Origin of the sequence: Microbulbifer halophilus (genome assembly GCF_026183675.1) — a bacterium.
In the GTDB taxonomy this organism is placed as follows: domain Bacteria; phylum Pseudomonadota; class Gammaproteobacteria; order Pseudomonadales; family Cellvibrionaceae; genus Microbulbifer; species Microbulbifer halophilus.
In genome coordinates, this window is the sequence record NZ_JAPIVK010000024.1 from 19,170 (window position 1) to 31,878 (window position 12,709).

Annotated in this window: 10 protein-coding genes and 1 tRNA gene; 4 read left to right on the forward strand and 7 right to left on the reverse strand. The window is 62.0% G+C overall.

Annotated features, from left to right (window positions below; translation table 11 throughout):
- Nucleotides 1-208: 208 nt before the first annotated feature.
- The 3 genes from OQE62_RS13180 to OQE62_RS13190 all read left to right on the forward strand — a co-directional run bounded on the left by OQE62_RS13180 (nt 209) and on the right by OQE62_RS13190 (nt 5,203).
- Nucleotides 209-1,384: an efflux RND transporter periplasmic adaptor subunit gene (locus OQE62_RS13180; RefSeq protein WP_265722507.1), complete on the forward strand. Its 1,176-nt coding sequence runs from the start codon at nt 209-211 to the stop codon at nt 1,382-1,384.
- Between the two features lie 12 nt (nt 1,385-1,396).
- Nucleotides 1,397-4,531, forward strand: a complete 3,135-nt coding sequence (locus tag OQE62_RS13185; protein WP_265722508.1) for an efflux RND transporter permease subunit — start codon at nt 1,397-1,399, stop codon at nt 4,529-4,531.
- A gap of 174 nt (nt 4,532-4,705) precedes the next feature.
- Nucleotides 4,706-5,203, forward strand: a complete 498-nt coding sequence (locus tag OQE62_RS13190; protein ID WP_265722509.1) for a hypothetical protein — start codon at nt 4,706-4,708, stop codon at nt 5,201-5,203.
- A gap of 856 nt (nt 5,204-6,059) precedes the next feature.
- Here the strand turns inward: OQE62_RS13190 and OQE62_RS13195 are convergent.
- Nucleotides 6,060-6,147 (reverse strand) — tRNA-Ser (locus tag OQE62_RS13195).
- 83 nt (nt 6,148-6,230) lie between these two features.
- Nucleotides 6,231-6,791 (reverse strand): nitroreductase family protein, encoded by a 561-nt coding sequence (locus tag OQE62_RS13200; protein ID WP_265722510.1) that lies wholly within the window; start codon nt 6,789-6,791, stop codon nt 6,231-6,233.
- Nucleotides 6,792-6,990: 199 nt separating this feature from the next.
- Here OQE62_RS13200 and OQE62_RS13205 point away from each other — a divergent pair, with 199 nt between their 5' ends.
- On the forward strand, nt 6,991-8,385 hold the full coding sequence (locus OQE62_RS13205) for an adenylate/guanylate cyclase domain-containing protein (protein WP_265722511.1): 1,395 nt from the start codon (nt 6,991-6,993) through the stop codon (nt 8,383-8,385).
- Between the two features lie 101 nt (nt 8,386-8,486).
- Here OQE62_RS13205 and OQE62_RS13210 read toward each other — a convergent pair whose 3' ends face one another.
- From OQE62_RS13210 to OQE62_RS13230, 5 genes are all read right to left on the reverse strand, one after another.
- Nucleotides 8,487-9,347, reverse strand: a complete 861-nt coding sequence (locus OQE62_RS13210; RefSeq protein ID WP_265722512.1) for a sigma-70 family RNA polymerase sigma factor — start codon at nt 9,345-9,347, stop codon at nt 8,487-8,489.
- On the reverse strand, nt 9,347-9,820 hold the full coding sequence (locus OQE62_RS13215; protein WP_265722513.1) for a carboxymuconolactone decarboxylase family protein: 474 nt from the start codon (nt 9,818-9,820) through the stop codon (nt 9,347-9,349). The genes OQE62_RS13210 and OQE62_RS13215 overlap by 1 nt, the downstream gene beginning before the upstream one ends.
- A 124-nt stretch (nt 9,821-9,944) precedes the next feature.
- Complete coding sequence (gene queF / locus OQE62_RS13220; protein WP_265722514.1) at nt 9,945-10,775, reverse strand: NADPH-dependent 7-cyano-7-deazaguanine reductase QueF; 831 nt, start codon at nt 10,773-10,775, stop codon at nt 9,945-9,947.
- Nucleotides 10,776-10,991: 216 nt separating this feature from the next.
- Nucleotides 10,992-11,765 carry an ABC transporter permease gene (locus tag OQE62_RS13225; protein WP_265722515.1) on the reverse strand — a complete coding sequence of 258 codons (774 nt, stop codon included), beginning with the start codon at nt 11,763-11,765 and terminating at the stop codon, nt 10,992-10,994.
- On the reverse strand, nt 11,762-12,700 hold the full coding sequence (locus tag OQE62_RS13230) for an ABC transporter ATP-binding protein (protein ID WP_265722516.1): 939 nt from the start codon (nt 12,698-12,700) through the stop codon (nt 11,762-11,764). The genes OQE62_RS13225 and OQE62_RS13230 overlap by 4 nt, the downstream gene beginning before the upstream one ends.
- Between the last annotated feature and the right edge of the window lie 9 nt (nt 12,701-12,709).

Consider the following 12,709-nt stretch of genomic DNA (forward strand, 5'->3'; position numbering starts at 1 on the left):
CGCCGGCGAAATACGGCTCAACGACGGCAACCTCAAGAGTTTTTCTCCCCCCCCTGCATCCAAACTACGATCCCACCCGGTCATAAACAGCGTTGGCACAACACGGTCCGCCGACGGCGTCTCTTCGGGCCCGGATGCCGACTTCAGGAATCGCAACCCTGCAGGCCCCGCCGCTGGCGGATTTCGCAACCCAGGCAAGATGAGATCGATGAATAACAAATATTTGAAAACTGCCGCGCCGCTGGCGGTGCTGGCAGTGGCTTTCGGGGCGGTACAGATCATGTCCGCCGCCAAACCGGCGCCCGAGAAAAAGGAGGAGGAGCAGCGCCCGGTGTCACTGGTCTACTCCGAGGCCCGGGAAGAGGCGGTCCACCTCGCCGTGCGCACCCAGGGGGAAGTCCGCCCCCATACCGAAATCGACCTCACCCCGGAAGTGTCCGGGCGCATCGTCTCCATCTCGGAAAACTTCGCGGAAGGCGCCGGGTTCGGGCCCGGCGAGGTACTGATCCAGTTGGATGACGCCGACTACAGGCTCGCCCTGGCCCGCGCCGAAGCCGGTGTGGCGCAGGCGGAAGTCCTGCTACTGCAGGCAGAGGCCGCCGCTTCCATCAAGCGCGAACAATGGCTCGCACTCAGCCCGAACAAAGAACCCACGCCGCTGCAGGTCAACCGGCCCCAGGTCGCGGAAGCCGAAGCCAACCTGCGCTCCGCCCGCGCGGAACTGGCCGACGCCAGACAGGATCTGGCGCGCACGCAAATCGAACTGCCGTTCCGCGGCCGCGTCGCCAGCCGCGATGTGGGTGTGGGCCAGTATGTCACCGCCAGCACAACGCTGGGTCGCGTATTTGCCACCGACCGCGTGGAGGTGCGGCTGCCGCTCACGGACGCGCAACTGCAGCAACTCGACCTGCCCATGGGCTTCGTCGCCACCGACAAAAAACCCGGCCCACCGGTAACCCTCTCCACCCGCATCGGCGCACAGCGGCACCGGTGGCAAGGGCAAATTGTGCGCACCCAGGCCGCAGTGGATCGGCAGACCCGGCTGATCTACGCCGTGGCGGAAGTGAACGATCCCTACGGCATCGGCGCCAGCGGCGGCGCGCCACTGGCCGTGGGACTCTTCGTCACCGCCGAGGCGGAAAGCACACGGGAACGCCGCGCGGTAGTGCTGCCGCGGGAAGCGCTGCGCAGCGCCGACAGAGTCTATGTGGTGGATGGAGACAACCGCCTGGACATCCGCACCGTGGACACTCTATCCAGCTCCGAAGACCGGGTCGTGGTCGCCTCCGGAATCGCGGGCGGCGAGCGGGTGGTGACTTCCACCGTGGCCAACGCGGTGGACGGCATGCCGGTGCAACCCATCACCCACCTGGCCAGCAAATAACGGAGCGCTCAGATGAACCAGTTGATTGCATGGTGGGCCCGCAACAGCGTCGCCGCCAACCTCGCCATGGTGGGTATTTTCGTCGCCGGCCTGATCGGTTTTTCCAGCATGGAGCGGGAAATGGATCCGCAGGTGCGCTTCCCGGGGCTGGAGATCCGCGTCGCCTGGCCGGGCGCCGCGCCGCAGGAAGTGGAAGAGCAGATCGTCGCCCGTATCGAGGAGGCGGTCAGCGACCTGGACAATATCGACTGGGTGCGCTCCACCTCGTCCGAGGGGGTGGGGGGAGTCTATATCCTGGCGGAGACCACGGTGGAATTCTCCCGCTTTATGAACGACGTCAAGATCCGCGTCGACGGCATCTCCTCGTTTCCGCGGGACATAGAACCGCCGCAGGTACACCAGTGGGTGAACCGCGAAGAGTTTATCCGCGTGGCCGTGCACGGCGACCTGGGCGAGCGCGAACTGAAGCGGTTGGCGGAACAGTTGCGGCGAGAGGCCGCCACCCTGCCGGCCATCTCTATCGTGGAACTGTTCGGCACCCGCCGGGAGGAGGTTTCCATCGAGGTCAGCGAGCGCGCGCTGCGCCGCTACGGCACGACATTCCAGGACGTGGCCGATGCGATCCGCAACAGCTCCATCAACCAGTCCGCGGGCACCGTGCGCACCGAGGTGGGCGCCTACCAGTTGAAAGTGCGCAACCAGGCGGACAGTGAGCAGGAATTTGCCGATATCACAGTGCGCCAGACCGCAGACGGCGGCACCATCCGCGTGGGCGATGTGGCCACGGTGGTGGACGGCTTCGAGGACAACGAGATCCTCGCCACCCTGAACGGCGAGCCGGCGGTGCTGCTACAGGTGATGACCACCGAGACCATGGATATCGTCACTGCCTCACAATCGATCCGCCAGTGGATCGACGAGCGCCGCGAAACCCTGCCCGCCGGCGCCAAACTCACCCTCTGGACCGACAACGCCGAAACCTTCGAGAGCCGGCTGGATACCATCGGCAGCTCCGCTTTCCAGGGGCTGATCCTGGTGCTGCTGGTACTGGTATTCAGCCTGCGCCCGAAAGTGGCTTTCTGGGTGGCCATCGGTATCGCCACCGCCTACGCCGGCGCCTTTGTGCTGCTGCCGAGCGTCGGTGTGTCCCTGAATATGCTGTCCACCTTCGCCTTCCTGCTGGTGCTGGGGATCGTCGTGGACGATGCGATTGTGGTGGGTGAAAGCATTCACACGCAATCCCACAATGTCGATCAACAACAGGCGGGCGACGGCCTCAAGGCCGCGGTACTGGGCACACAGCTGGTGGCCAAACCGGTGGTCTTCGCGGTGGTCACTACCATCCTCGCCTTTCTGCCGTGGATTTTTATCAGTGGTTCCACCAGCGAGTTCACCCGCCATATCACCTGGGTGGTGATACTGGCGCTGGTGTTCTCCCTGATCGAGTCCCTTTTTATCCTGCCGGCGCACCTCAGTAATCTGAAACCGCGCACCCGGCTCGGCCGCTTCGGACGCCTCCAGAAAGGTATCGCCGACCGCATCGTCCATTTTGCACAGAACCACTACCGCCGTATCGGCCAGTGGGCGGTGGATCGCCGCTACCTGACCGTGAGTATTTTTGTCGCGGTGCTGATGATCGGTTTCGGCCTGTTCGGCAGCGGTTGGGTGAAGAAAAGCTTTAGGCCGGAGATCGAGTCCGACCAGATCGCCGTCAATGTGACCATGCCCGAGGGCGCCCCCTACAGCCGCGCGCTGGAAGTGTTGACCCAGCTACAGGACGCCGAAAAACGTCTGGTGGAGGAGGTCAACCAGCGCACCGATGGCGAGGGTGCATTGATCGAAAACTGGTATACCCGCGCCCGGCGCGACAGTGTCATCGCCATCGTGCAACTGGCGCCGCCGGAAGTCCGCGACATGTCCGCCAAGGAAGCGGCGCTGCGCCTGCGGGAACTGATCGGCGAGGTGCCGGATGCCAAGGAAGTCTCGGTGGAATACTCCTTCAACAACAACGGCCCCGGGTTCGAGTTATCCATCCGCCACCCGGATCTGGACGTACTGCGCGAGGCCACCGCGGAACTGGAGGCCCAACTGCGCAGCTACGAAAGCCTCTACGACGTGCGCAACAACCTGGAGGGCGCCTCCGAGGAAATACGCATCCACCTCAAACCCGGCGCCACCCGGCTCGGCCTGACCCTGGCAGACGTCAACCGCCAGGTGCGCCAGGCCTATTTCGGTGAGGAAGTACAACGCCTGCCCCGCGCCGGCCAGGACGTGAAAGTCATGGTGCGCTACCCACTGGAATCGCGCCGCTCCATCGAGAGCCTGAAAGACTTCCGCGTGCGTACCGCCGACGGCCGCGAAGTGCCCCTGCTGGCGGTGGCCGAGCTGGAGTACGCACCGGGCATCAAGCGCATCCAGCGCTGGAACGGCAACCGCGCCGCGCGGGTGATGGCGGACCTGAAAGACGACGTGCGCGGCGAAATCATGGAGGACCTGAACAAAAACTTCTTCCCCGACTGGGAAAAACGCCACCCCGGTATTGTCCGCGGCGCCGTGGGCCAGGCCGAGGGCGAGAAGCGCTTTGTCCAGGAGGTCCTCGGCCTCTACACCATGGCCTTCTTCGCCATGTACAGCCTGCTGGCGGTGGCCTTCCGCAGCTACTTCCAGCCGATCCTGATCCTGGTTGCCATTCCCTTCGCCTTCGTCGGCGCCATCCTCGGCCACGGGATCATGGGCATGACCATGGCCATCTTCAGCTACTTCGGCATCGCCGCGGCAGCGGGGGTGGTGGTCAACGACAACCTGGTGCTGATGGATCACTGCAACCGGCTGCGGGACAGGGGAATGGAACCTCTGAAAGCAGTCGTGGAAGCCGGCGTGGCCCGCTTCCGCCCCATCCTGCTGACCACAGTGACCACCATTGTCGGGCTGACACCGATGATGATGGAGCGGAGTATCCAGGCGGCGTTTTTGCAGCCGATTGTGGTGGCGCTGGCGTTCGGGGTGTTTGTGGCTTTCTTTGTCACGCTGCTACTGGTGCCGGCGCTCTACGGGATTGGGTTGGATATCGGCGCAGCCGCTGCGCGAGTGAAGCAGCGTCTCAGCGGGCTTTTTGCCGGAAGGCGCAGCACAGCAACCGCGGATTGACCGATAGGGTGCGCCGTGCGCACCGGCCCGGCCCGACATTGCCGCGGTTTCGTCATATTCGGTGCGCACGGCACACCCTACGACAGCAACCTGTGGAAACACCCTGAAAAAATTTGAACCTCCATGCCAGTGTCCGCGACCCAGGGGTGAAGTCATCAATAGAGAGGAATACTCATGACCACCCCTGTGTACAAAAAATCACTCACCGCCCTGATTGCCGTGGGTGCCGCCCTGTCCCTTTCCGCTGTTGCCGGACCGCTTCCCATTCAAGAACTACCAGCGGAGCTGGACAGATGTGGCGGATTTGAGCCCGTGAATGACGAACCCTATTTCTGGGTACAAATGGATGTGGACGTCAGCCAGATATTTTCCTACCACGCAACGGCGGCAGGCTATATGACGGAAGGCAACGCCTTCTGGAGCCATACCTATTTTCCCGCCAGTTTTGTGTCACAAAAGCAGACCCAGTATTGCGACAGTTTTATTGATCCCGCCGGATTCCCCCATCATATCTCTCAAGCGCGCAGCTGCTCCCTGAACCTGTCGACCATGCCTACGGGTGGCGGCGGTCAGAAGGTGGTGGCAACACTCGAGTACTCCGGTTGCTATCTGAAGAGCAGTGTTCGCAAACCCAATAAACTGATAGCAATAGAACACACCACTAAAGAGTAGGACTGCAGTGGCGGACACTGATCGGGTGCAGATACCGCCGCCCCTCCCGGCCCCACTGATTCGGGGGCACTTTCGGTTCTCACGATGGGTTCCAAGCGACGCCGGGAGCGATTAGCTCGCTTCGCTCGCTGGTCTCCGGCGCTGCGCGCCTACGGCTCGACCGGGGGTTCTTATCCTGATCCCCCTCACCGCCACACACAAAAAAGGCCCCATGCTCGCTGACACTTGAGACTGAATAAACTTCGGGGGCACCGCCCGGGAGGGATTAGCTCGCTTCGCTCGCTGGTCTCCGGCGCTGCGCGCCTACGGCTCGAACGGGGGTTCTTATCCTGATCCCCCTCACCGCCACACACAAAAAAGGCCCCATGCTCGCTGACACTTGAGACTGAATAAACTTCGGGGGCACCGCCCGGGAGGGATTAGCTCGCTTCGCTCGCTGGTCTCCGGCGCTGCGCGCCTACGGCTCGAACGGGGGTTCTTATCCTGATCCCCCTCACCGCCACACACAAAAAAGGCCCCATGCTCGCTGACACTTGAGACTGAATAAACTTCGGGGGCACCGCCCGGGAGGGATTAGCTCGCTTCGCTCGCTGGTCTCCGGCGCTGCGCGCCTACGGCTCGAACGGGGGTTCTTATCCTGATCCCCCTCACCGCCACACACAAAAAAGGCCCCATGCTCGCTGACACTTGAGACTGAATAAACTTCGGGGGCACCGCCCGGGAGGGATTAGCTCGCTTCGCTCGCTGGTCTCCGGCGCTGCGCGCCTACGGCTCGAACGGGGGTTCTTATCCTGATCCCCCTCACCGCCACACACAAAAAAGGCCCCATGCTCGCGCATGGGGCCTTTTTTGTGTGTGGCGGTGAGGGAGGGATTCGAACCCTCGATACCTTGCGGTATACGCGCTTTCCAGGCGCGCTCCTTCAGCCACTCGGACACCTCACCGAAATTGTCTGCTAAATCAGGAACATAGCCCCGTTCAGCGAGCGCGCACTTTACAAAAACGGGGGCGCCAGTGCAACCCTAATCTACTCCCAGTGGGTAAAAAACTCCCCGGGGGCCAGTTCCGGGGCCCGGCGGGGTTCCTTTTGCGGGGTGCCCAGGTAGAGGAAGCCGTCGATACGCTCGTTTTCCGCCAGGCCCAGTTCCTTTGCAACCAGCGGGTTGCCGGCCAGGGGGCCGGTGCGCCAGTAGGCGCCAACGCCCTCTGCGAAGGCCGCGGTCAACATGGCCTGGACGGCGGCGGCGGTGGACTGGCGCTGTTCCAGGTGCGGCACCTTGGGGTGGTCCCGCAGGCGGGTGATGGCCACCAGCAGCAGCGGCGCGCGCAGGGGCATCTTGAGGGTCTTGTCCCGCTGGGCGGCGCTCAGGGGTTCGCCGGCGGCCTGTTCGCTGGCGCGCAGGTAGATTTCACCCAGGCGGTCGCGGGCCTCGCCTTCTACCAGCAGGAAGCGCCAGGGGCGCAGGCAGCCGTGATCGGCGGCACGCAGGGCGGCGCGAAAGATGTTCTGCCGCTGCTGTTCGTCGGGCGACGGCTCGGTCAGCAATCCGCTCGATACTCGATTGTGCAGGGCGGTCAGGGCATCCATCGCTTTCTCCTGTAAATCAATGACCTGGCGGATTCTACCCCACGATGCCCGCAGTGACAGCAGGGGCCAAAGAACTTCGCAATATTCCTCCCGGCAGAGTACACTTCTCGTCTGCCGCGTGCGCCAGCTCTCAAAATTGATAAACGCTGCCGCACCACGCCAGTTTGGTTATTTTCTGCTCAACAAAAGACAATTTCCAATGCAGGACCAGCCTGTTGAAACTACCCGGCGGAACACCGATTCCCGCTATCCGTATTACTTCCGTACCCTGATCTGTTTCGCGGCGGCGGGTACGCTGCTCAACGCAATCAACTGGTCCGCCCCCTGGGACCTGGACAAGGTCCTCCCCCTCGGCATGGCCGGCCTGCTGCTGGTCTACACTGCGCTCGCCTACAGCATCAGCAACCGCTGTGCCCCCGAAAGCGCCGCCAATGTGCGCCGCTGCCTGTCGTTTACCGACGCCAGCATGATCGGCGTGGCCATCGCCCTGGCCGACTTCAGCATGCTGCCCTCCCTGTTGTTCGTCACCATGGTGCAGTTCAATGCACTGACCGAAGGCGGCGGGCGGCGCTGGTTCGAACACAATACCGGCCTGCTGCTCGGCGTCAGTGTGGGCTACCTGATTCACAAGCCGACGCTGGTGGTGAATGCGGACCTGACCATCAGCGCCGCCAGCCTGATCGGGGTTTTCACTTACTTCTGCGCCTACGCCTTTTATACCCACAAGCAGATTGTCCACCTCAGGAACGCCAACCGCACGCTCACCGCGGAACAGCATGTGAGCAAGATGCGCACTTACAAACTGTCCAAGTATCTGCCCCAGCGCCTGTGGCGCGCGGTGACCAACGGGCGCGAGGGCGAACTGGCAACCGAACGCAAACTGCTGACGGTGTTTTTCTCCGACATCAAGGATTTCAGCCAATTGACCGAGGAACTGGAGGCCGAGACTTTCACCCAGTTGCTCAACAACTATCTCTCGGAAATGGCCCGCATCGCCGGTCAGTACGGCGGCACCATCGACAAGTTTATCGGCGACGCCGTGATGGTGGTTTTCGGCGATGACGAGAGCAAGGGACCCAAGTCCGACGCCCTGCGCTGTGTGGCCATGGCCCTGGCGATGCGCAAGCGGGTGCGAGAAATGAAACAGGAGTGGTACAACAAGGGAATTGCCCGTCCCCTGCAGGTGCGCATGGGCATCAATACCGGCTACTGCACCGTAGGGATTTTCGGCACTGCCAACCACCAGTCCTACACGGTAATGGGCACCCACGTGAACCTGGCCGCGCGCCTCGAGGGCGCCGCGCAGCCGGGTGAAATCCTGATCAGCCACGAGAGCTGGGCGCTGATAAAGCACTCGGTCATGTGTCGCGACAAGGGGCATGTGACGGTGAAGGGTTTCAGCACCCCGGTGAAGGTCTACCAGGTGACCGACCTGCGCAAGAACCTCGGCGGCCAGCAGAGCTACCTGGAAGACCACGCACCCGGCTTCTCCATGCACATGGACCTGGACAAGATACGCAACTACGACAAGGACAAGGTGCTGAAGTCGCTGGAGAAAGCGAAGGCGACACTGAAAAGCAAGGTGATTATCTAACTCAGGTTCCGGAGTTGAAGGCAACTGCCGATGCCACAAGCCGAAATTGACCCCGAAACTTGCGTATTTGGGAATGGTACACTGCGCAGCGCATTCCCCAGTCAGTACAGATGCCCCAACTTCTCCGGGTTTCGCACCACATAGATCGCCGCAATCTTCCCACCCTCGACTTCCAGCGCAGTCACCTGAATTTCGCCATCGGCCTCCCGCGTGATGAAACCCGGCAGCCCGTTTACGAACCCGGCACGAACCAGCTTCGAGCCACTCTCCCTGAACAGGTTCGCCAGGTTTTCGTGTAACTTCATTACGGCATGAAAACCGGCGACAGGCTCCGCCGCAGCCGGACGCTTGCCCCCGCCATCGGCGTGGAGGCTGATGTCGGCCGCCAGCATCGAGCCCAGCGCTTTCATGTCGCCACTGCGGGAAGCCGCGAAGAAGGCCTCTGCCAATTCGAGCCCGCGCCGCCTGTCCACCTTATAGCGGGGCCTCGCGTCACGGACACGCCTGCGGGCGCGGGCGGCAAGTTGCCGGCTGGCAGCCGGAGTGCGCCGGATGGTGCCGGCCACCTCCCCGAAATCGAGACCGAACACATCGTGCAGCAGGAAAGCCGCCCGCTCCAGGGGAGAGAGACGCTCCAGGGCAAGCATCAGCGGCAGGGTGACATCCTCGCCCTCCTCCTCTTCCTCGAAAACGGGCTCGGGAAGCCAGGGGCCGATATAGGTTTCGCGCCGATGTCGCGCCGATTTGAGCTGATCGAGACAGAGCCGTGTGACAGTGCGGCGCAGGAAGGCTTCCGGCTCGCGCACCCGCTCGCGATCGGCCCCCATCCAGCGGATAAAGGCCTCCTGGACAATATCCTCGGCATCGGCAACGGAGCCCAACATGCGATAGGCGACGCGCACAAGCGCAGGGCGCAGCGGGTCGAAACTCCCCGCTGCATCTGCGAGCCCGTCGCCCGCCATCAGGCCACCGTCTCCGCGGCCTTCACCCTGGCTTCCGCCGGTTCAATCCACAGGCCGAAGCCCACCGCGAGCCGGTTCCAGCCGTTGATGACATTGATCATCAGGGTGAGATTCACCTGTTCTTCCGCGGAGAAATGCGCTTCCAGGGCTTCACGGGCACTTTCTTCCGTATGCCCTTCGGGGAGGCGGGTAAGGGCATCGGTCCAGCCGAGGGCGGCGCGCTCGCGATCCGTATAGCAGGGGGCCTCGCGCCAGGCGGACAGCAGGTAGATGCGCTGTTCCGTCTCCCCTTGCGCACGCGCTTCCGCCGTATGCATATTCAGGCAATTGGCACAGGCGTTGATCTGGGAGGCACGGATCTTCACCAGTTCGATAAGGCTGGGCTCGAGGCTGTCGGCAACGGCGAGCGACGTGCCGGCCCAGCTTTTCATCAGGGACGGGGCAACGGCAAAGGGATCGAGTCTGGCAGTCATGATGGAACTCCTCTGTTGGTTTCTAGTGTGGTGCAAGGGGCTAAATGCTGATATCAGCATTTAACCCCTTGCACCACACTAGACGAGACGGGATCCACCAATGTGACATTCGCACCAGATTTTTTTACTGCCTGGCAAACCGCCCCGGCAGTTGCACCTCCGGGCGCGAACTGCGCAGCGGATTGATATCCAGCCCACCGCGGCGCGTGTAGCGGGCGCAAACCGTCAGCTGCTCGAAATCCGTCAGTTTCTGCAGGTCGCAGAAGATCCGCTCCACGCAGTGCTCGTGGAAGTCCTGGTGTTCGCGGAAAGAGACGATATAGGCGAGCAGCGCCTCGCGCCGGATCGCCGGCCCCCGGTATTCCACGCAGACAGTCGCCCAGTCCGGCTGGCCGGTTACCGGGCAGTTGCTGCGCAGCAGGTTGCTGTAGAGGGTTTCTTCTACCCACTCTCCACTTTCGTCCAGTTTCAGCAGTGCGGCATCCGGCTGGTAGTGGCGAATTTCGATATCCAGTTGGTCCAGGCAGCTTCCCCGCGGTTTCTCCACGGCCAGTGCGGGATCCTCCACGTCGTAAAGCGTTACCGAGACATCGCCGCCGGTCGCGGCGCCCAGGTCGCGGACCAGGATGTCGCGCACCACTTCGCGGGAATCGAAGCGGGACTGGTTGAAGGAATTCAGGTACAGCTTGAAGGATTTGGATTCCACCATCTGCGGCGTAGTAGCCGGGAAGTGGAATCTGGCCACCTCCACCCGGGGCAGGCCTTTGGCATTCAGCCAGGAGAGTTCGAAGCCCCACCACTCGTCCACGCCGAAAAACGGCAGGGCATCGTTTTCGATCTGTAGATGCGCGCGGGAGACGGCACGCTCTATCGGGTGCAGCAGTTGCGGGTTGTAGCTGGACTCGTAGGTGGTTTCCCTGCCCAGGGGGAGGTTTTGCCAGTCTTCGCGATTCATCGGGTCTCCGGAGTTGACGATTCGGGCAACAAATCGACCACTGAGCAGGCCGCAGTATGCCCTCTCCCCCGGCCCCTCTCCCGGCGGGAGAGGGGAGCTCAATCGGAAATATAAAGGGCGAATCCGCCCAAGAGGTCTTCTTAAGCCCCGTAACAGTCCCCTCTCCCTCCGGGAGAGGGTTAGGGAGAGGGCTGCTTGACGGGGCCTTACACCATACTAGTGCCGCAAACGCTTGCCATGACTCATCAGGTGCAGGCCCCAGCCGGACAGCAGTGCGATAAAGACCAGCACGCCGACAAAAGCCCAGACCACATTGATATCGGAGACACCCAGTACACCGTAGCGGAAGGCGTTGACCATATACAGGATCGGGTTCAGCTTCGACAGCCCCTGGAAGAGGGGCGACAGCAGGTCGATCGAGTAAAAGACACCGCCCAGGTAGGTCAGCGGCGTCAGCACGAAGGTCGGGATAATCGAGATGTCATCGAAGCTGTTGGCGAAGATGGCGTTGATGAAACCGGCCAGGGAAAAGAGTACCGCAGTCAGGAACACGATCGCCACAGTCAGGCCGATATGCTGCACCGTGAGCGAGGTAAAGGAGAGTGCGATCAGTGTCACCACAAAACCGACGATCAGCCCGCGCGCCACACTGCCCAGTACGTAACCGGCCATGATGATCCAGTTGGGTGTCGGCGATACCAGCAGTTCCTCCACACTGCGCTGGAACTTGGCGCTGTAGAAAGAAGACACCACATTCGAATAGGAATTGGTGATCACCGCCATCATGATCAGGCCGGGCACCACGAATTCCATATAGGAATAGCCGCCCATCTCGCCGATGCGGCTGCCGATCAGCGAGCCGAAGATCACGAAGTAGAGCGACATGGTGATCACCGGCGGAACCAGTGTCTGCGGCCAGATGCGGGTAAAGCGGCGCACTTCGCGGCGCAGGATGGTGGAGAAGGATGTCCAGATGACGTTGCTGTTCACTGCTCCCCCTCCTCTGCTTCAGACTTGTCCGCCAGCAGGGAGACGAACAGCTCTTCCAGGCGATTGGCGCGGTTGCGCATGCTGGTAACGGTTATGCCCTGTCCGCCCAGGCCGGTAAACAGCTCGGTCAGCGACTGCCCTTTCTCGACGGTCACCTCCAGGCTGTGTTCATCCAGCAGCCGCCCCTGAAAATCGCCCAGATCCGGGCAGGTCTCCAGGGTTTCGGCGGTATCGAGAATAAAGACCTCGCGACTCAGGGTTTTCAGCAGCGACTTGATCGAGGTGTTCTCGACGATATCGCCCTTGTCGATAATGGCGATATTGCGGCACAGGCTCTCCGCCTCTTCCAGGTAGTGCGTGGTCAGGATGATGGTGGTGCCCTGCCGGTTGATCTTCTCGAGGAAAGTCCACATGGAGCGGCGCAGCTCGATATCCACGCCCGCGGTAGGCTCGTCCAGGATCAGCAGTTGTGGCTCGTGAATCAACGCCCGGGCGATCATCAGGCGGCGCTTCATGCCGCCGGACAGCATACGCGCCTGCACGTTGCGCTTGTCCCACAGGCCCAGTTGTTTCAGGTATTTTGTCGTGCGCTCCTCCGCCAGTTTGCGGGGCATGCCATAAAAGCCGCCCTGGGTGCAGACGATATCGTAGACTTTTTCAAACTGGCTGAAATTGAACTCCTGTGGCACCACACCCAGCAGCTGCTTGGCACCGGGAAAATTTTTGTCGATATCGATACCGAAGATGGAAACCCGGCCAGCGGACTTGCGCACCAGCGAGCAGATGATGCCGATGGTGGTGGACTTGCCGGCGCCGTTGGGGCCCAGCAGGGCGAAAAAATCCCCCGGCTGCACATCGAAGCTGATGCCTTTCAGGGCCTGGAAACCATTGTCGTAGGTTTTTTCGAGGTCCTGGATGGAGAGCGCTGCGGTCATGGATGCCTC